The sequence below is a fragment of the Klebsiella sp. BDA134-6 genome (genome assembly GCF_015601345.1).
GTDB lineage: Bacteria > Pseudomonadota > Gammaproteobacteria > Enterobacterales > Enterobacteriaceae > Klebsiella > Klebsiella grimontii.
The window spans coordinates 4,364,858-4,385,027 of record NZ_CP064784.1; the positions used below are offsets into that span (position 1 = coordinate 4,364,858).

Annotated in this window: 17 protein-coding genes; 9 read left to right on the forward strand and 8 right to left on the reverse strand. The window is 54.5% G+C overall.

Going from position 1 to position 20,170, the window contains the following annotated elements:
- The first annotated feature begins 3 nt into the window (after positions 1-3).
- Positions 4-474 carry a thioredoxin-dependent thiol peroxidase gene (gene bcp, locus IYV58_RS20105; RefSeq protein WP_004104423.1) on the forward strand — a complete coding sequence of 157 codons (471 nt, stop codon included), beginning with the start codon at positions 4-6 and terminating at the stop codon, positions 472-474.
- 78 nt (positions 475-552) lie between these two features.
- Here the strand turns inward: bcp and IYV58_RS20110 are convergent, their stop codons facing one another.
- The gene (locus IYV58_RS20110; RefSeq protein WP_004123481.1) at positions 553-1,620 is read right to left on the reverse strand and encodes an AI-2E family transporter; all 1,068 of its coding nucleotides are present in this window, start codon (positions 1,618-1,620) and stop codon (positions 553-555) included.
- A 229-nt stretch (positions 1,621-1,849) separates the two neighbouring features.
- On the opposite strand from IYV58_RS20110, the gene bepA reads away from it, so the two are divergent.
- Both bepA and arsC read left to right on the forward strand, forming a co-directional pair.
- Positions 1,850-3,313, forward strand: a complete 1,464-nt coding sequence (gene bepA, locus IYV58_RS20115; RefSeq protein ID WP_004123486.1) for a beta-barrel assembly-enhancing protease — start codon at positions 1,850-1,852, stop codon at positions 3,311-3,313.
- A gap of 9 nt (positions 3,314-3,322) precedes the next feature.
- Positions 3,323-3,682: an arsenate reductase (glutaredoxin) gene (gene arsC / locus IYV58_RS20120; protein ID WP_004123487.1), complete on the forward strand. Its 360-nt coding sequence runs from the start codon at positions 3,323-3,325 to the stop codon at positions 3,680-3,682.
- Between the two features lie 28 nt (positions 3,683-3,710).
- On the opposite strand, the gene IYV58_RS20125 is transcribed toward arsC, so the two are convergent.
- The 5 genes from IYV58_RS20125 to bglK all read right to left on the reverse strand — a co-directional run bounded on the left by IYV58_RS20125 (position 3,711) and on the right by bglK (position 9,036).
- Complete coding sequence (locus tag IYV58_RS20125) at positions 3,711-4,412, reverse strand: DnaA inactivator Hda (protein WP_211811628.1); 702 nt, start codon at positions 4,410-4,412, stop codon at positions 3,711-3,713.
- A 95-nt stretch (positions 4,413-4,507) separates the two neighbouring features.
- Positions 4,508-5,797, reverse strand: a complete 1,290-nt coding sequence (uraA, locus tag IYV58_RS20130) for a uracil permease (protein ID WP_004123491.1) — start codon at positions 5,795-5,797, stop codon at positions 4,508-4,510.
- A 95-nt stretch (positions 5,798-5,892) separates the two neighbouring features.
- Positions 5,893-6,519, reverse strand: a complete 627-nt coding sequence (gene upp, locus IYV58_RS20135) for a uracil phosphoribosyltransferase (protein ID WP_004123492.1) — start codon at positions 6,517-6,519, stop codon at positions 5,893-5,895.
- A 183-nt stretch (positions 6,520-6,702) separates the two neighbouring features.
- Positions 6,703-8,133 (reverse strand): 6-phospho-beta-glucosidase, encoded by a 1,431-nt coding sequence (locus IYV58_RS20140; protein ID WP_139529066.1) that lies wholly within the window; start codon positions 8,131-8,133, stop codon positions 6,703-6,705.
- Positions 8,134-8,142: 9 nt separating this feature from the next.
- On the reverse strand, positions 8,143-9,036 hold the full coding sequence (bglK, locus tag IYV58_RS20145; RefSeq protein WP_195729215.1) for a beta-glucoside kinase BglK: 894 nt from the start codon (positions 9,034-9,036) through the stop codon (positions 8,143-8,145).
- 265 nt (positions 9,037-9,301) lie between these two features.
- Here bglK and purM point away from each other — a divergent pair, with 265 nt between their 5' ends.
- The 4 genes from purM to ppx all read left to right on the forward strand — a co-directional run bounded on the left by purM (position 9,302) and on the right by ppx (position 14,762).
- Positions 9,302-10,339 carry a phosphoribosylformylglycinamidine cyclo-ligase gene (gene purM, locus IYV58_RS20150; RefSeq protein WP_049114485.1) on the forward strand — a complete coding sequence of 346 codons (1,038 nt, stop codon included), beginning with the start codon at positions 9,302-9,304 and terminating at the stop codon, positions 10,337-10,339.
- Positions 10,336-10,977 carry a phosphoribosylglycinamide formyltransferase gene (purN, locus tag IYV58_RS20155; RefSeq protein WP_004123497.1) on the forward strand — a complete coding sequence of 214 codons (642 nt, stop codon included), beginning with the start codon at positions 10,336-10,338 and terminating at the stop codon, positions 10,975-10,977. The genes purM and purN overlap by 4 nt, the downstream gene beginning before the upstream one ends.
- Positions 10,978-11,156: 179 nt before the next feature.
- The gene (ppk1, locus tag IYV58_RS20160) at positions 11,157-13,217 is read left to right on the forward strand and encodes a polyphosphate kinase 1 (protein WP_004123499.1); all 2,061 of its coding nucleotides are present in this window, start codon (positions 11,157-11,159) and stop codon (positions 13,215-13,217) included.
- Between the two features lie 3 nt (positions 13,218-13,220).
- Positions 13,221-14,762, forward strand: coding sequence for an exopolyphosphatase (gene ppx, locus IYV58_RS20165; protein WP_004123501.1), 1,542 nt, complete (start codon positions 13,221-13,223; stop codon positions 14,760-14,762).
- Positions 14,763-14,799: 37 nt separating this feature from the next.
- Here the strand turns inward: ppx and IYV58_RS20170 are convergent, their stop codons facing one another.
- Positions 14,800-17,022: an EAL domain-containing protein gene (locus IYV58_RS20170; protein ID WP_004123503.1), complete on the reverse strand. Its 2,223-nt coding sequence runs from the start codon at positions 17,020-17,022 to the stop codon at positions 14,800-14,802.
- 370 nt (positions 17,023-17,392) lie between these two features.
- On the opposite strand from IYV58_RS20170, the gene IYV58_RS20175 reads away from it, so the two are divergent.
- The gene (locus tag IYV58_RS20175; protein ID WP_004123505.1) at positions 17,393-17,584 is read left to right on the forward strand and encodes a YfgG family protein; all 192 of its coding nucleotides are present in this window, start codon (positions 17,393-17,395) and stop codon (positions 17,582-17,584) included.
- Positions 17,585-17,600: 16 nt separating this feature from the next.
- Here IYV58_RS20175 and IYV58_RS20180 read toward each other — a convergent pair whose 3' ends face one another.
- Positions 17,601-18,488 carry a LysR family transcriptional regulator gene (locus IYV58_RS20180; RefSeq protein ID WP_004123509.1) on the reverse strand — a complete coding sequence of 296 codons (888 nt, stop codon included), beginning with the start codon at positions 18,486-18,488 and terminating at the stop codon, positions 17,601-17,603.
- A 98-nt stretch (positions 18,489-18,586) separates the two neighbouring features.
- Here IYV58_RS20180 and IYV58_RS20185 point away from each other — a divergent pair, with 98 nt between their 5' ends.
- A complete protein-coding gene (locus IYV58_RS20185; protein ID WP_195729216.1) occupies positions 18,587-19,783 on the forward strand; it encodes an MFS transporter in 1,197 nt (398 codons plus the stop codon).
- Positions 19,784-20,170: the final 387 nt, after the last annotated feature.

The window sequence follows — 20,170 nt, forward strand, 5'->3', positions numbered from 1 at the left end:
GTGATGAACCCACTGAAAGCCGGTGATATTGCACCGAAATTTAGCTTACCGGACCAGGACGGCGAGGAAGTAAATTTGACCGACTTCCAGGGACAGCGTGTTCTGGTTTATTTTTATCCGAAAGCCATGACCCCGGGCTGCACCGTACAGGCGTGCGGTTTACGCGATAATATGGACGACCTGAAAAAAGCAGGCGTTGAAGTACTGGGTATCAGTACGGATAAACCAGAAAAACTCTCCCGTTTCGCCGAAAAAGAGCTGCTGAACTTCACTCTCCTGTCTGATGAAGATCATCAGGTATGCGAGCAGTTTGGTATCTGGGGTGAAAAAACCTTTATGGGGAAAACCTACGACGGTATCCATCGTATTAGCTTCCTCATCGACGCCAACGGCAAAATCGAACATGTGTTTGATGATTTCAAAACCAGCAATCACCACGACGTGGTGCTGAACTGGCTGAAAGAAAACGCCTGACGCTAAGACAAACGCAAGACGCCGGGTCGTTCTCAACCACCCGGCGTCTTTTTTTAGGGCATTTCTTGCGGCTTCGCGCTAATGCTCGTCTTCCACTATCAGGCCATCCGGCCAGGCGTGCACCACCGCTTTGATGAGCGTCGCCAGCGGAATCGCGAAGAACACGCCCCAGAATCCCCACAGACCGCCAAAAATCACCACCGACAGAATAATCACCAGCGGATGCAGATTAACGGCTTCCGAGAAGAGTACCGGCACCAGCAGGTTGCCATCCAGCGCCTGAATAATCAGGTACACCGCAAACAGGCTCCAGAACTCGGTTCCCGCGCCAAACTGGAACAGCGCCACGCCCACCACCGGAATGGTGACCACAAACGCGCCGATATAGGGGATTAATACCGAGAACCCCACCAGCACCGCCAGCAGCAGCGAATAGTTGAGGCCAAAAAGGATAAAGCCAATCCATGTCGCCACGCCGACGACAATCATCTCCAGCACCTTACCGCGAATATAGTTGGTAATTTGCTGGTTCATCTCTTTCCATACCTGCCCGGCCAGGCCGCGGTTGCGCGGCAGCACACGGCGTACGGCGTTAAGCATCTGCTCTTTATCCTTCAGCAGAAAGAAAACCATCAGCGGCACCAGCACCAGATAGACCGCCAGGGTCAGCAGCCCGACCAACGAAGCCAGCGAATACTTCACCACCGAGTCGCCGACGGTTAACATGCGGCTGCGCATGTTCTCCGCCATCGCGTCGATAATGCCGGCATCCATTAAGGCCGGATAACGGCGCGGCACCGTCGCGGCAAAATCGGAAAGTTTATTCAACATCCCCGGCATATCGCGGATCAGATAAATACCCTGCTGCCAGGCAACCGGCATCACCACAAACGCCATCAGCAGCAGAATGCCGACGAACAGAATCAGAACGACCGAGGTGGCCCAGGTACGTGAAAACCCGATACGCTCCAGTCTGACGGTGGGCCACTCCAGCAGATAGGCCAGAACAATCGACACTAATAAAGGTGCCAGCAGGCCGCTGAAGAAAAACATAATGCCGAACCCAGCCAGCAAAATGACCAGCAGCGCTATCGCCTCCGGATCGCTGAACCGACGACGGTACCACTGCATTAACATCTGGAGCATAAAACCCTTCCCTGAAGAGCGGAGCTGTAACAATCTCAGGAATTGTATCGAAATGTCACAAAAAAGACTTCGCTTTTTATGGGTAAAACCACAAACATTAACGGTCGGGTGAATATCATATTTGCAACGCCGCAAACGACGGCTAAACTCGCTGGACCTGCTTGCGGTCAGGGAACATTACGCCGCACAATCGGTCAAACTGGCACACCTACATTACAGGACAGAGGTTATGTTCAGGCAGTTGAAGAAAACGCTGGTGGCGACCGTCATAGCGTCGCTGACGCTGGGTTCAATATTACCTGCTTTTGCCGATACCGCAGACACTCTGCCGGACATGGGCACCTCCGCAGGAAGCACGCTCTCCATTGGCCAGGAAATGCAGATGGGAGATTACTACGTGCGCCAGCTGCGCGGCAGCGCGCCGTTAATTAACGATCCGCTGCTGGTGCAATATATCAACGGTTTAGGCATGCGCCTGGTGTCGCACGCCAATTCGGTGCGCACTCCGTTCCACTTTTATCTGATTAATAACGATCAAATAAACGCCTTTGCTTTCTTCGGCGGTAACGTCGTACTGCACTCGGCGCTGTTCCGCTACTCGGATAATGAAAGCGAGCTGGCGTCGGTAATGGCGCACGAAATTTCTCACGTCACCCAGCGCCACCTTGCCCGCGCGATGGAAGACCAAAAGCGTAACGCTCCGCTGACCTGGGTTGGCGCTTTGGGGTCGATTCTGCTGGCGATGGCCAGCCCACAGGCCGGTATGGCCGCGCTGACCGGCACCCTGGCGGGCAGCCAGCAGGGGCTGATCAGCTTTACCCGCCAAAACGAGGAAGAGGCAGACCGCATTGGTATTCAGGTCCTTCAACGTTCAGGTTTCGATCCGCAGGCGATGCCGGCGTTTATGGGCAAGCTGCTTGACGAGTCGCGCTACTCGACCCGGCCGCCGGAAATGCTGCTAACCCACCCCTTGCCGGAAAGCCGTCTCGCCGACGCCCGCAACCGTGCGAACCAGATGCGCCCGGTGGTCGTGCAATCCTCGGCTGACTTCTACCTGGCAAAAGCCAGAACGCTGGGAATGTACACCTCCGGCGACAATAAGCTAGGCAACGACCTGCTGAGCAGCTGGGAAAAAGGCAATATTCGCGAACAGCACGCCGCCCAGTACGGCCGCGCGCTGCTGGCGATGGGCAGCAACAATTACGATCTGGCGCGCAAAACGCTACAGCCGCTGCTGAGCGCCGAACCGCAAAATGCCTGGTACCTTGACCTGGCGACCGATATCGATCTTGGACAAAAGCGAGCCACTGACGCGATTAACCGCCTGAAGGGCGCCCGCGAACTGCGTACTAACCCGGTACTACAGCTCAACCTCGCCAACGCCCTGCTGGAAGGCGGGCAGCCGGGGGAAGCGGCGACGATCCTTAACCGCTATACCTTTAACAATAAAGATGACGTCAATGGTTGGGATTTGCTGGCGCAAGCAGAAGCTAAGCTGGGAAATCGCGATCAGGAGCTGGCAGCGCGCGCGGAGGGCATGGCGCTGGTTGGCCGACTCGATCAGGCCATTACCCTACTCAGCAGCGCCAGTTCACAGGTCAAATTAGGCAGTCTGCAGCAGGCCCGCTATGATGCGCGTATCGATCAGCTGCGTCAGCTGCAGGAACGCTTCAAACCGTACCAGAAAATGTAAGGAGATCTCATGTCCGATACGGTCAAAATCTATCACAACCCGCGCTGCTCCAAGAGTCGCGACACCCTGAGCCTGCTGAAGGCTAACGGTATCGATCCTGAAGTGGTGCTCTACCTGGAGACGCCGCCGGATACCGCAACGCTGCGCCAGCTGCTGAAGATGCTGGGAATGGCCAGCGCGCGCGAGTTAATGCGCCAGAAAGAAGATCTCTATAAATCACTCGATCTCGCGAATCCGCAGCTCAGCGAAGAAGCGCTGATCCAGGCAATGATTGATAATCCAAAGCTGATTGAGCGGCCTATCGTCGTCAGCCACGGCGAGGCCCGCATCGGTCGTCCGCCGGAACAGGTTCTGGACATCGTTAACTAAACGATCGGGTCCTCAAGCCACGGCTCCGCTAAAGCTTGAGGATCTCTTTCACGAAAGGAATGGTTAGCTTGCGCTGGGCGGTAATTGAAGCGCGATCGAGCTGATCGAGCGTCATAAACAGCGAACGCATTTCGCGATCCAGCCGCTTAAGCAGGAAGCGGCAGACATCTTCCGGCATTTCGAAACCACGCAGCCTCGCGCGCAGTTGAAGCGCCTGGAGCTTGTCTTCATCCGACAGCGGCTGCAGCTTGTAGATTTGCCCCCAGTCAAGACGCGAAGCCAGATCCGGCAGGCCCAGCTTGAGCTGGCGCGGCGGTCGGTCGCCGGTAATCAACAGCCGGGTTTTACCGGACTCGAGAATGCGGTTATAGAGGTCGAAAATCGCCATTTCCCACAGTTCATCGCCCGCCACACACTCAATATTATCGATGCAAACCAGCGAGAGCTGCTCCATTCCATCCAGCACTTCAGGAACGAACCACGTCCGTTTATCCAGAGGAACGTAACCCACCGCATCGCCGCGCTGGGAGAGCTCCGCGCAGGCCGCGTGCAGGAGATGGCTGCGCCCCGCCCCTTCCCGTGACCAGATATAGATGTATCCGCTATGATCCTGCCGCAGCACGTTCTGAAGGGCGGCAAGAAGAGAAGGGTTATCGCCCGGCCAGAAACTCGCGAAAGTTTCATCATCGGGAAGATACAGTGGCAAAGAGAGCTGTGCCGGTGCGTTCAGATGGACCTCAACATAGGCTTGCAGAAAAACGCGGAGAGTTTAGCACAGAAATAGGCAAGGAGAGAACCGGGCGGGATCGCCGCCCGGTATAGGGATCAATGTTTCGCTTCTTCGCTATCCGCAGCGTCGAGGACCACCTCTTCCGGACGCAGCACGCTTATCAGCTTGAAGATCAGGCTCAGACCGATGCCAACAATGGTCGCCAGCGCCATGCCTTTCAGCTCAGCGGCGCCGATATGTACTTTCGCCCCGCTGACGCCGATGATCAGGATAACGGAGGTCAGAATCAGGTTCTGCGCCTTGTTGTAATCGACTTTAGATTCGATCAGCACGCGAATACCCGAAGCGCCGATGACCCCGTACAGCAGCAGCGAGACGCCGCCCATTACCGGCAGCGGGATAATCTGGATCGCCGCCGCCAGCTTGCCGACGCAGGAGAGCAGAATCGCGATGATCGCCGCGCCACCGATAACCCAGGTGCTGTAGACGCGGGTGATCGCCATCACGCCAATGTTCTCGCCGTAGGTAGTGTTTGGCGTTGAGCCAAAGAAGCCGGAGATCACCGTAGACAGGCCGTTGGCAAACATTGAACGATGCAGGCCCGGATCGCGGATCAGATCTTTCTTGACGATATTGGCCGTTACTACCAGATGTCCAACGTGCTCGGCGATCACCACCAGCGCGGCGGGCAGAATGGTGAAAATCGCAAACCATTCAAAGCGCGGGGTGTAAAAGGTCGGCAGCGCAAACCAGTGGGCCTCGGCGATTGGCGTGGTATCGACGACGCCCATCACGAAGGAGAGCGCGTAGCCGACCAGGACGCCGATTAAAATCGGGATAATCGCCAGGAAACCGCGGAACAGCACCGAACCGAAAACCGTCACCGCCAGCGTCACCATCGAAATAATAATGGTTTTGCTGTCCGGCGATTGTCCGTCAGCGGGCAGCAGACCGGCCATATTCGCCGCCACGCCCGCCAGCTCCAGGCCGATAACCGCGACAATCGCGCCCATCGCCGCCGGCGGGAACATCACGTCCAGCCAGCCGGTTCCTGCTTTTTTGACGATAAAGGAGACGATGCAAAACAGCACGCCGCACATGATGAATCCGCCGAGAGCGACTTCGTAACCCAGCGGCAGCAAAAGCAGTACCGGGGAGATAAACGCAAAGCTCGATCCAAGATAAGCCGGGATTTTGCCTTTGCAGATGAAAAGATATAACAGCGTTCCGATGCCGTTAAACAGCAGTACCGTGGCCGGGTTGATATGGAACAGAACGGGCACCAGTACCGTTGCGCCAAACATGGCGAACAGATGTTGCAAACTAAGCGGGATTGTCTGTAAAAGCGGCGGTCTTTCACTCACCCCGATAGCACGGCGCGTCATAGCATTTTCCTCTGAGAGTCGTTTGTTGATTGCTGTTGGTGTGTTTTATTCAAAAAAAAGCCGACTCTCAAAGTCGGCTTTTTCTACTTCATCAATTATTTCGTACCAAAAATCTTATCGCCGGCGTCGCCGAGCCCCGGAATAATGTATCCGTGCTCGTTCAGGCCCTGGTCAATGGACGCGGTGTACAACTCAACGTCCGGATGCGCTTTCTCCAGCGCGGCGATGCCTTCCGGCGCCGCCACCAGAACCAGCACCTTAATGCTGCTGCAGCCCGCTTTTTTCAGCAGGTCGATGGTGGCGATCATTGAACCGCCGGTTGCCAGCATCGGGTCAACCACCAGCGCCATGCGTTCGTCAATATTGGATACCAGCTTCTGGAAGTAAGGAACCGGCTCAAGCGTCTCTTCGTTACGGTAGATGCCCACCACGCTGATGCGTGCGCTAGGTACGTGCTCAAGCACGCCTTCCATCATTCCCAGACCCGCGCGCAGAATCGGCACAACGGTAATTTTCTTGCCTTTGATCTGCTCAATTTCAACCGGGCCGTTCCAGCCTTCAATGGTGACTTTTTCAGTCGCCAGATCGGAAGTTGCTTCATAAGTCAGTAAGCTGCCAACTTCTGAGGCGAGTTCACGGAAGCGTTTGGTGCTGATGTCGTGCTCACGCATCAGGCCCAGCTTGTGTTTGACGAGTGGGTGTTTCACTTCCACGATCTTCATTCTCTTTCTCCTCTGAGGGGCAGCCACAAAAAAAATCGCCGGATTATACCGCCTTTTACCTTTTACGCCATAGCCGATATGTTTGACCGGGATCAACCAAAATGCTTTACGCTGCCTGAGCCAGTATAAGACAAAATAAAAAAACCCCGCGAAGGCGGGGCTGAATGGGGCTTTACGGCAGTTTTATAGCTTTTCGCCGTTGCTGCCGATCACCTGCTGATACCAGGTAAAAGATTTCTTACGGCTACGCGCCAGCGTGCCGTTGCCCTCATTATCTTTATCCACGTAGATAAAGCCGTAGCGTTTTTTCATCTCACCGGTTCCCGCGGAAACCAGATCGATACAGCCCCACGGGGTATAGCCCATCAGGTCGACGCCATCCTCAACTACCGCTTTTTTCATCTCGGCGATATGGGCGGAAAGGTAGTCAATACGATACTGATCGTCTACCGATCCGTCCGCTTCGCGCACGTCGATGGCGCCGAAGCCGTTCTCAACGATAAACAGCGGCAGCTGGTAATGGTCCCAGAACCAGTTCAGGGAGTAGCGCAGCCCGACCGGATCAATCTGCCAGCCCCAGTCTGACTTCTGCACGTACGGGTTGGAAACCAGGCTCTTGCTTTCATCATAATCCAGCTGCGGATTATCATCCGTTGCTTTCGTGGCAAACGACATATAGTAGCTAAAGCCGATATAGTCGACGCAGCCCTGAGTCAGCGCTACGCGGTCTTCTTCGGTGATGTCCAGCGCAAAACCGCGACGCTCGAAGTAGTTCAACAGGTGCTGCGGATAACGGCCACGCACGTGAACGTCGGTAAACCAGTAGCGGCGATGCATGGCGTTCATCGCCATCATCATGTCGTTGGGCGCGCAGCTCAGCGGGTAAATCGGACACATGGCGATCATGCAGCCAATCTGCAATGACGGGTTAATTTCGCGGGCGGCTTTAACCGCCAGCGCGCTGGCGACCAGCTCATAGTGCGCCGCCTGAAACATGACCGGCTCGCGGTCCTCACCCGGCAGATATTTCAGTCCGGAGTTGGTGAACGGCGCAAAATCTTCGTGGAAGTTGGCCTGGTTATTGATCTCATTGAAGGTCATCCAGTACTTCACTTTATGCTGGTAGCGGGCAAACACCACCCGGGCAAAGCGGACGAAGAAATCAATCAGTTTACGGTTACGCCAGCCGCCATACTCCGTCACCAGATGGTACGGCATTTCGAAGTGGGAGAGCGTAATTACCGGCTCAATACCGTGCTTCAGGCACTCATCGAACAGGTCGTCGTAAAACTGCAGCCCGGCTTCGTTAGGTTCTTGCTCATCGCCCAGCGGGAAGATGCGCGTCCAGGCAATGGAGGTGCGGAAGCATTTGAAGCCCATTTCGGCAAACAGCTTAATGTCGTCTTTATAGCGATGATAAAAATCAATCGCTTCGTGGTTGGGGTAGTTTTTCCCCGGCTGCACGCCATCGGTGATTTCGCGCGGTACGCCGTGCGCGCCTGCGGTCATCACGTCGGCGACGCTCACCCCTTTACCGCCCTCTTTCCAGCCGCCTTCCAGCTGATGCGCCGCCACCGCGCCGCCCCACAGAAAACCTTCTTTAAATCCGGACATGTTCTCTCCCTATGCGCAGTCGCCGCTATGCGACCGGTATTGCTGATTGAAATGGTAAACCGCGCCTACCAGCCCGGCATCGTTGCCGTGGCTAACGGTGTCGATATATTCCGCAATGCCAAACCAGGCCAGATGTTCTCGCAGCAGCGACAGAAAACCCGGCCGTTCCACAATCCCGCCGCCGATCAAAATCGTTTGCGGATCGAATAAGTTGACGAGGTTATATAGCCCGGTGCCCAGGCCGTTAAAGAATTCCGCGACCAGACGTCGACAGGTGGCGTCGCCCGCATCGTAGCGGTCAAAAATCTCTTCGCCGGTCACCTCTTCCAGCGCCTTACCGATATGCTCAGCGTAGCGATGGCGCAGCACGCGCAGCGTGCAGTTTTCATTCATCGAATAGCGCCGTACATCGCGGGTACCCGGACGCGCGGTTTGCATATAGCCGAACTCCCCGGCGCGGAAACGCGCGCCGTGGACCAGTTGGTTATTACAGAAAATAGCCCCGCCGATGCCGGTACCGATGGTCAGGACCAGAAAGTTGCTCATATCGGCAGCTTTACCCCGCCAGCGCTCGGCCAGCAGCACGCAGTTAGCATCGTTCTCAATGGCCACGGGCAGGCGCAGCTGCTGCTCAAGCCAGCTCTTGATGGCGAAGTTATCGAATTTACGGATGGCGCCGCCCATTTCGATAAAGCCGGTATGCGGGTTAACGTAGCCGGGCGCGCTGATGACCACCCCTTCGCACGCCGGATGCGCGGCGATCCACGCCAGCATTGCCTGCAGGATCTGGTCGCCGTCGCTGTCGATGATGGCCTGCTTTCCTTTCTCCAGCAGCGTGCCTTCGCGCGTCATTACCCCCATTTTTAACGCCGTGCCACCGATATCAAATGCGGCAATTTTCATCCTCAGCTTTCCTCCAGAATCCATCAAATTCGCGGTTTCTCTCTGCTTGCAGCACAAAAGAAACCGGTTTCATTGGCATGATGATTATTCCCAGCAACGCTGGCAAGCAGAAGAATGTACCCGGTTTCATTTTCGTGAACAGTATCAAATTTGCGCACTTAACGGCCGTTTAACGTCGACTGCAAAGCAGGCTCGCAAACGTTTGCTATCCCTGTTAGAATTGCGCCGTTTTTTATTGCTACCGCAAACGCGTGGAGACTTCGCAGTGACCGATAAAACCTCTCTCAGCTATAAAGATGCCGGCGTGGATATTGATGCAGGCAACGCTCTCGTCGACCGTATTAAGGGCGTGGTGAAGAAAACCCGCCGCCCGGAAGTGATGGGTGGACTGGGCGGATTCGGCGCGCTGTGCGCGCTGCCGCAGAAATATCGCGAACCGGTTCTGGTCTCCGGCACCGACGGCGTCGGCACCAAGCTGCGTCTGGCGATGGACCTGAAGCGTCACGACACTATCGGTATCGACCTGGTCGCTATGTGCGTAAACGACCTCGTGGTTCAGGGCGCAGAGCCGCTGTTCTTCCTTGATTACTACGCGACCGGCAAACTGGATGTCGATACTGCGGCGAGCGTAATCAGCGGCATTGCCGAAGGTTGCCTGCAGTCAGGCTGCGCGCTGGTGGGCGGCGAGACGGCGGAAATGCCGGGCATGTACCACGGCGAAGATTATGACGTGGCCGGTTTCTGCGTTGGGGTGGTAGAAAAATCAGAAATTATCGACGGTAGCAAAGTGGCCGATGGCGACGTGCTGGTGGCGCTGGCTTCCAGCGGCCCGCACTCTAACGGCTACTCTTTGGTGCGCAAAATTATCGAAGTCAGCGGCGTTGACCCGCAAACCACCGATCTCAACGGTAAGCCGCTGGCCGACCATCTGCTGGCGCCGACCCGAATTTATGTGAAATCCGTACTCGACCTGATTGCCAACGTCGACGTGCACGCCATCGCCCACCTGACCGGCGGCGGCTTCTGGGAAAACATTCCGCGCGTGCTGCCGGACAACACTCAGGCAGTCATCGATGAATCCTCCTGGCAGTGGCCGGACGTATTCAACTGGCTGCAAACCGCCGGTAACGTCAGCAGCCACGAAATGTATCGCACCTTTAACTGCGGCGTCGGCATGGTTATCGCGCTGCCGGCGGAAGCAGCGGATAAAGCCATTGCCTTCCTGAACGACAAAGGTGAAAGCGCATGGAAAATAGGGTATATCAAAGCCTCTGATTCCGAACAGCGTGTGGTTATTGAATGAAAAACATCGTGGTGCTGATTTCCGGTAACGGTAGCAACCTTCAGGCGATTATTGACGCCTGCGCCCGGAAAAAAATCAACGGCACCCTGCGTGCAGTCTTCAGCAACAAGGCCGACGCATTCGGCCTTGAGCGCGCCCGCGCGGCCAATATTCCGGCACACGCGCTCGCCGCCAGCCAGTTTGCCAACCGGGAAGCTTTCGACCGCGAGCTGATGCACGAGATCGACGCTTACGCGCCGGATCTGGTGGTTCTCGCCGGCTACATGCGGATTCTTAGCCCGGCGTTTGTCGCCCACTATCAGGGGCGTATGCTGAATATCCACCCTTCCCTGCTGCCAAAATATCCGGGGCTGCACACCCATCGCCAGGCGCTGGAAAATGGCGATGAGGAGCACGGGACGTCGGTGCATTTTGTGACCGATGAGCTGGACGGAGGCCCGGTGGTTCTGCAGGCTAAGGTACCGGTGTTCGCTGAAGATACCGAAGACGACATTACCGCCCGAGTACAAGCTCAGGAACACGATATCTATCCCCTGGCAATCAGCTGGTTTGTCGATGGCCGCCTGCGCGCGGAAGGAAACGAAGCCTGGCTTGATGAAATAAAGCTACCGCCGCAAGGCTACGCCGCCGAAGAGTAACCCATCGCCCTGCGTTTTATCCACGCGGGGCTTTTTTTTGATTAAAATCGTTTAACAATCAATCATATTGAAGAAATAGTTCTTCTTACTGTCATATAGTTGTGACAGAGTGAATCGCTATGCGGAAAATTTCGTCATAATAGTCTATGTCCTGTGAGTAAAACGGAGTGTGAGCTGTAATGGGCCAGGAAAAGCTATACATCGAAAAAGAACTCAGTTGGTTGTCCTTTAACGAACGCGTACTTCAGGAAGCGGCGGACAAAAGCAATCCGCTGATCGAGCGCATGCGCTTTTTGGGGATTTACTCCAATAACCTCGATGAATTTTATAAAGTGCGGTTCGCCGAGCTTAAGCGCCGCATCATCATTAGCGAAGAACAAGGCAGTACCGCCCACTCACGTCACCTGCTAGGCAAAATCCAGGCTCGCGTGCTCAAGGCCGATCAGGAGTTTGACGGTTTATACAACGAGCTGCTGCTGGAAATGGCGCGTAACCAGATTTTCCTGATCAACGAACGCCAGCTCTCCGTCAACCAGCAGTCCTGGCTGCGTAACTACTTCAAGCTGTATCTTCGTCAGCACATCACGCCAATCCTGATTAACCGCGAAACGGATTTAGTGCAGTTTCTGAAGGATGATTACACCTACCTGGCCGTCGAAATTATCCGCGGAGATACCATTAATTACGCGCTGCTTGAGATTCCGTCTGACAAGGTGCCGCGTTTTGTTAACCTGCCGCCGGAAGCGCCTCGCCGGCGCAAACCGATGATTTTACTAGATAACATCCTGCGCTACTGCCTGGATGATATCTTCAAGGGCTTTTTCGATTACGACGCGCTGAACGCCTACTCGATGAAAATGACCCGTGACGCCGAATACGATCTGGTGCACGAGATGGAATCGAGCCTGATGGAGCTGATGTCCTCCAGCCTGAAACAGCGTCTGACCGCCGAGCCGGTGCGCTTCGTTTATCAGCGCGATATGCCCGACGCAATGGTCGAAATGCTGCGCGATAAGCTCTCCATCTCCAACTACGATTCGATGCTGCCGGGCGGTCGTTACCACAACTTTAAAGACTTTATCGGCTTCCCCAACGTGGGCAAAGCGAATCTGGTCAACAAACCGATGCCGCGTCTGCGTCATCTGTGGTTCGATAAATTCCGCAACGGCTTTGACGCAATCCGCGAACGCGACGTGCTGCTTTACTACCCGTACCATACGTTCGAACACGTCCTTGAGCTGCTGCGCCAGGCCTCTTTCGACCCAAGCGTGCTGGCTATCAAAATCAACATCTACCGCGTCGCGAAAGATTCACGTATTATCGATTCGATGATTCATGCCGCCCACAACGGTAAGAAAGTGACGGTGGTCGTTGAGCTGCAGGCGCGTTTCGATGAAGAAGCCAATATTCATTGGGCTAAGCGCCTGACCGAAGCCGGCGTGCACGTTATCTTCTCCGCGCCGGGCCTCAAGATCCACGCCAAGCTGTTCCTGGTTTCGCGAAAAGAGGGCGATGAAGTCGTGCGCTATGCGCATATCGGCACCGGCAACTTCAACGAAAAAACCGCGCGGCTTTATACCGACTACTCGCTGCTGACCGCCGATGCGCGCATCACCAATGAAGTCCGCCGGGTATTTAACTTTATTGAAAACCCCTACCGCCCGGTCAGCTTCGATTATCTGCTAGTGTCGCCGCAAAACTCACGTCGTCTGCTTTATGAGATGATCGATCGTGAAATCGCCAACGCGCAAAATGGTCAGCCGTCGGGCATCATGCTGAAGCTGAACAACCTGGTCGATAAAGGTCTGGTAGATCGTCTCTACGCCGCTTCAAGCTCCGGCGTGCCGGTTAATTTGCTTATTCGTGGTATGTGTTCGCTGATCCCCGGTCTGGAAGGAATCAGCGAAAATATTCGCGTGACCAGCATTGTTGACCGTTTCCTTGAGCATGACCGCGTTTATTGCTTTGAAAACGGCGGCGATAAACAGGTTTGGCTATCGTCCGCGGACTGGATGACGCGCAATATTGACTATCGTATCGAAGTGGCCGCGCCGCTGCTGGATCCGCGCCTGAAGCAGCGGGTGCTGGATATTTTCGATCTCCTCTTCAACGATACAGTGAAAGCGCGCTATCTTGATAAAGAACTGAGCAATCGCTACGTGCCGCGCGGCAATCGCCGCAAAGTCCGTGCACAGATGGCGATATACGACTACCTCAAATCACTTGAACAGCCCGACTAACCTATGCCAATAAACGAAAATGCCCCTCGGCCGCAGGAGTTCGCTGCGGTCGACCTCGGTTCGAACAGTTTTCATATGGTGATCGCCCGTGTCGTTGACGGGGCTATGCAGATCATCGGTCGTCTGAAACAGCGGGTACATCTGGCCGATGGTCTGGATGAAAACTCTGTACTGAGCGAAGAGGCTATGACGCGCGGGCTGAACTGCCTGTCGCTGTTCGCCGAGCGCCTGCAGGGTTTTGACCCGTCAAGCGTCTGCATCGTCGGCACGCACACGCTGCGCCAGGCGACAAACGCCGCAGAGTTCCTTAAGCGCGCGGAGCAGGTCATCCCCTACCCCATTGAAATCATCCCCGGCAACGAGGAAGCGCGTCTGATTTTTATGGGCGTGGAGCATACGCAGCCGGAGCGAGGGCGTAAGCTGGTCATCGATATCGGCGGCGGCTCTACCGAACTGGTGATCGGCGAGGATTTCGAGCCTCGTCTGGTGGAAAGCCGCCGTATGGGCTGCGTGAGCTTCTCTCAGGCCTACTTTGCTGGCGGCGTCATCAACAAAGAGAATTTCCAGCGCGCGCGTCTGTCGGCCGTGCAAAAGCTGGAAACCCTGGCCTGGCAGTTCCGCATCCAGGGGTGGAACGTCGCCCTCGGCGCATCGGGCACCATTAAAGCCGCTCACGAAGTGCTGGTGGCCATGGGTGAGAAAGACGGCTTTATCACCCCAGAGCGCCTTGAGATGCTGGTCGAAGAACTACTGAAGTATAAAAACTTCGACTCGCTGAGCCTGCCTGGACTCTCGGAAGATCGTAAAGCCGTTTTTGCTCCCGGCCTGGCGATTCTTTGCGGGGTGTTTGACGCGCTGGCGATTAAAGAGCTGCGCTTATCCGACGGCGCGCTGCGCGAAGGCGTACTGTACGAGATGGAAGGACGTTTCCGTCACCAGGATATCCGTAGCCGCACCGCACAAAGTCTGGCGAACCAGTACAATATCGACCGCGAGCAGGCGCGTCGGGTACTGGAGACCACCACGCATATTTTTGAGCAATGGCAGGAGCAGAATCCCAAGCTTGCGAACCCTCATCTGGCGGCGCTGCTGAAATGGGCGACCATGCTGCATGAAGTCGGCTTAAATATTAACCACAGCGGCATGCACCGCCATTCGGCTTACATCCTGCAAAACAGCGATCTGCCGGGCTTTAATCAGGAACAGCAGATGCTGATGGCCACCTTAGTTCGCTATCACCGTAAAGCGATTAAGCTGGATGATTTACCGCGTTTTACGCTGTTTAAGAAAAAGCAGTTTCTGCCGTTAATACAGCTGCTGCGCCTTGGGGTGCTGCTGAATAACCAGCGACAGGCGACGACCACGCCGCCAACCCTTACGCTGAAAACCGAGGCGAACCACTGGACGCTGACCTTCCCGCATGACTGGTTTAGCCAGAATGCGCTGGTATTGCTCGATCTGGAAAAAGAGCAGGAGTACTGGGAAGGCGTACCTGACTGGTGGCTGAAAATCAGCGAAGAAGAGAAGCCTGACGCGGCAAGCTAGCTTCACTCATATGGGCCGGAAAATCCGGCCCATTCGCTTATTCATCCTCAACCAACGCCTCAAGCGGGGCCGGCTTGCCGATATCATAGCCCTGCATATAATCGATCCCCAGTGAAACCACGGCCTGACGAATCTCTGGCGTTTCGACATATTCAGCCACCACCTGCATATTTTTCATCCTCGCCAGAAGGCAAATAGAGGCAACGGCCTGATAGTCCAGACTGCTGGTCACCAGATTACGAATAAAACTGCCGTCAATTTTCAACAAATCCGCATTCAGCGTTTTCAGCCGCGCATAGCTGGCATAGCCGGTGCCAAAATCATCAATCGCGACCCGACAGCCCAGGTCCTGAAGCTGCGCCAGGGTTTTCCGTGCCTGCTCGGGATTGGTAAGCGAATGGTTCTCCGTCAGCTCAAAAATAATCTGCCAGGGTTCGATGTCATAATGCTCCAGCAGCGTTTTTACCTGCTGATGGAAATGGCTGTTACTCACAGAAAAAGGTGAAATATTTATCGCCAGACGCATTCCAGGAAGCTTTTTGCGCCGCTTGTCCATAAAGATCAGCGTATGTTCGAGGACCCAACTGTCGATGCGCGCCGACAGTCCAAACTCGTGCGCCACCGGTAAGAAGACATCAGGCATGATGATTTCATCGTTGTCATTCAGCATTCTCAGCAGAACTTCATGATAGCTATCCCCCCGGATGCCGACTATCTGTTGTGCCATCAGAATAAAGCGATCGTGCTCCAGCGCCTTTACCAGCTGATTCATTATCGTGACTTTGTCTTTCAGCTCCTGCTGCGTATTAATGGCGCCACGGCGCTGTAAATTTTCAGGACTTCCGGTCGCCAGGGAAAGGTCAGCCACGCCGCTGAGTTCTCCAAGCAGTAAATGCAGATGCGTCACCGGAGAGCGAACGTTACAATAGCTGAGTCCCACGGGCGGCTGCAGCGGCATACCATTCCAGACAAAGCGAAACTTTTTGAGGTGGTCAAACAGCAGGGGGATTCGCTGCTGATGGTCTTCACTGTGCAGATGGATAACCAGCTCGTGCCCGGCCATCTGATAGATATCCTCACCAGGCTGCAATAGCTCGCTGAGCGACTCGGCCAGCAGTTGTTTGTACTGAATACGCAACAGAACGCCGTAATGGCGGCCCAATATTTCCAGCTCGGGAATGCGTAAGAAGCACACCACTGACCAGGAGAATTTATTTAACGCCCGACTTAGCGCCCGGATATTGGGCAAGCGTACAACCGGATCCATAAAGGCCATCCTGTGCATGCGCGCATAAAAAATTCTCTGCTGCGTCGCCAGCATCGCCATATAGGCGATAATAAATGAAAACACCAGATAGCTTGAGGAGATAATAGCTAGCTGATTACTGTAAATCGGTGAATGCGGGAGATATTGATAATGAAAGTGGATAATAACAATCAATATAGGGGACCAAACCAATGAAATGAAGCGATAGCCAAAACGCATCGCCCCCCACAGCATCACGGGCATAACCAAGGACAAGGTATAATTCGTGCTAAAAATAGTGCTCGTACTATTCAACGGCATTAATAGCAGCACCAATAAAAAGATCAGCACTGCCACCCATAAAATAAATTCTAAGCGCTTTATTCTTGGATCGATCTGCAGGCGAATCTGAGAAACAAAACCCCGAATATAGAGCGGGTTGCGGATAATTCGAATCAGAAAGTAGCATAGCGGCACGCCGGTCAAACATCCGGCCATCAGGGCCTGAAAGGTGATAAGCGAACGCAAACTTAAGGGGTTGACCCCAATCAAACCGGTTGCGCGCGGATGGATCCCCAAATACTCGGCGAGTTGGGAAAGGATAAGAAAGATCAGTGATGGTAGCAGCATCTGCCAGAATAAACGTTGAGGCATCAGTCGCACATTACCGTGCGAGATTTGCTGCCTGCGCGGGACAAAAACGCGATACCCGCCCCAGCAAAGAACCGTCGGAATAAGAAAATGAAAAATCACGCCGATGGAATCTTCCAGCGTCATGCCGCGCGTAATGGTAAGTAACAAACCGAGAACGATGCCCGGCAAAGCGGCCCAGCCGAAAAACAGCATCAGGCTCAGTACTAACGCCAGGGGTAAATAGTAAAGATAAACTTCATTACCATTGAGTAATGCATCGGTGTTAGCCCATCTTGCCAGAGGGAGTAAAAGAATGGGCAAGATCAGCGGCAACGCCCACCATTTATCCCGATATTGTCTGTATAGTTTAATTATTTTCATAGATGCTCTACGGATAACCCTAAATCCTGCAGGGTATATTCAGGCAGGCATCCAACCAACCATCATAATCGCGCAAGGAATAACAACGCGTAACTTGCTGATGATTTTAGATGTCGAAAAAAATAGACGATTGATATAAATCAAGAAATCTCGAGGCTAATATTAATAATGCTTTTTTTTTAACATCAATCTGCGATAAGCAGAAAGCATGTAAATACGAGGATTATCTTATATAACATTTATTAATGTTTTAGCCTTGGGATTTTTACATTCTCATCAATTGACCCTTCCGCTTTACTGTGCCTTAATACGCACATCGCCCATCCTTTGGGTATACTTTAAGGAACCTTTTGTGAGTCAGGCACCCAGTATGCGTAAACGACATCGATTTAACCGTCGCATGACCCGTATCGTACTGCTTATCAGCTTTATCTTCTTCTTTGGACGCTTTGTCTACTCCTCCATCGGCGCCTGGTATCATCATCAGGATAAGAAGCAGTCGCAGCAATCCACCATTACTGTTGAACCTGCCGACTCGCTGAAAACGCCCGTACAAAAATAAGCGCTGCGTACCGCGTTCAGCAACCGATTTGAGGTAGCAAACGCAGCAATTCAGCAATGCCTTTGCTGATGATTTTATCCTGGCGCATAACGACGCCTAGCTGACGATACAGCAGCGGAGTCAACGATTGCACCTTCAGGCCGATGCTATCCTGCGGATGCTCTACCGCCATACGCGGCACAATGCTGTATCCCAGTCCCGCGCGCACCATGCGCTTAATCGCCTCAATGCTGCCTAACTGCATGACGGGCACGACCATTAGTCCATTATGGCGAAACCAGCCGTCAATCAGATCCCGGGTTCCGCTACCCGCTTCAAAAGCAATTAGCGGCAATGATTGCAGAATCTCTGGCGTCAGCGGCGAGGACAGCTCGTCTTGCCCATCGCTGAAGATACAGACAAACTCTTCATTTAATACCGGCGTTACCGCCAGGCTGCGTCCGTTCGCCGGTAGCGTACAAAGCCCAAGATCGAGCCGATTCTCTTCGATAGCCCGAACGACCTCCAGCGTATTGCCAACCGTGACCCTGACCGTCAGCAGAGGATGATCCTGATGCAGCTTCTGCAACAGCGGAGGTAATAGATGGATACAGGCGGTTGCCCCGGTACCCAGCGTCACCGAACCGCTAATTTCACGGTTGAATTCGCTAACCGATTGCACCGCCGCGCTCACCGTCTGCTCAATCCGATCGCTATGCGCCAGCAAAGCGATTCCCGCCGCCGTCGCCTTAATGCCTCGCCCGGTGCGCTCAAGCAGTCTGGTCTGCAGAAATTGTTCCAGCTGACGTACCTGCAGGCTTACCGCGGGCTGCGACAACCCCAGCAGGTCAGCTGCGGCTGAGAAGCTTCCGCGCTGTACCACCAGGCGGAACGTCGCCAGATTTCCCAGATTGAGCGTCGTCATCACAAAGTTTCTCTTATAAGGGTCATAAATGGACCGGCCTGCCTCCACAATAGCGTGCAGGGTATGCTGCCGACAACAGCGTAACAAAATGGACGATCATGAAAACACCTGCAAAATCACTCTCCGCGCCGGGCTTTGTCACCCTTGCCGCCGGGTGCAACCAGTTGATTAACTGGGGAATATCGTTTTATATGCCCGGCACTTTCGCCAGAGCTATCGCCCAAGAGACCGGCTGGGCCGCAACGGAAATCTACTTCGGCCTGACTATCGCCATGCTCATGATGGCAATGCTCTCCCCATTTGTCGCCCGGCTACTGGCCCACTTTGGCGGCCAACGGATAGTGGTCACAGGTACGCTGATGATTTCAGCAGGCTGCCTGATCATGGCTTACGTCCATAGCCTGTCGGCCTGGTTCGCCGCCTGGGCCCTGACCGGGTTCGGCATGCGCCTGGCGCTCTATGACGCGCTGTTTGCCGCGCTGGTCAATATCTATGGGCAAAGCGCCAGACTCATCATCTCGCGCGTGACGCTGGCCGGAGGGCTGGCTTCGGCTCTGTTCTGGCCGCTCGGCGCAGGGTTGCTGACGCAGATGGACTGGCGGCATGCGCTGCTGATCTATGCCCTGTTCGGCCTGCTTAGCGCTATGCTGCTGTGGAAAATGCCAAATAATAAATTGCCGCCACCCCAGCTGGCGATTAAACGCCAGCGGCTATCTGGCCGCGATAAGCGCTCCGCCCTGCTCTACGCGTCGCTGATTGCGCTGGTGACCTTCGTTTCCAACGGTACCTCGACGCATCTTCCGGAGTTTATCGCCAGCGTTGGGCTGCCTGTCGCAGTGGGAATGCTGTGGGGGATTGGGCAAACCGGCGCGCGCTTTCTCGAAGTCGCGTCCGGTTCCGCCCTTACGCCGTTAAGGCTAACGATATTGACCACCCTGGCGATGCCGCTCTGCTTTGCGCTCGGTCTGAGCGGGTCATATCTCTCCTGGGGGGCTGGTGGATTTGTTCTGGGTTACGGCGCGATCAACGGCCTGACGACCGTATTTAAAGCCACCCTGCCGCTGCAGCTTTTCGCCACGGAGGATTATGCCCGGCGAACCGGCATTTTGTTGATTCCCGCGCAGCTGCTGGCCGCCGCCTCGCCGTTTGCCTACGCGTGGCTGAATCATCATCTTGGGATGAGAGGCAGTTTAGCGATTTCCGCCGCGCTGGCGCTGGTGGTTTTCGGCCTGGCGATGTCAATTGCATGGTATCAACGTGAGAGTTCGCCCGCGGCGATTGAAGAACGGGGCTGACAGTATGACCCCTGTGACTTTTGATTTCTCGGTAAGACAAACCGTATTTATCGTCTCAGGGAATGCCGTAATCCGGCGATATTGTTATGAAAAATGCCATTAATGACGTCAATCACTAATGGCATTATTTTTTATTCAATTAACGCAAAGAATACAATTTATTCCCACTCAATTATCAATAGCCCCGCACAGACCAGTAAATCCGAAGCCTACAAGGCACGAAAAACTTTAAAACCATGACAAATACCATAAAGGATCAACATCACTTTTGAGAGCCTGTCTGAACTGCCAACAGCGCTTGACGCTGCATCCAGTCTCTACGTAGTACGGCTGTGAGGACTGGGTATTGCATCTCACAAAACTTGACGACCTTGATCCGCTCGTCTC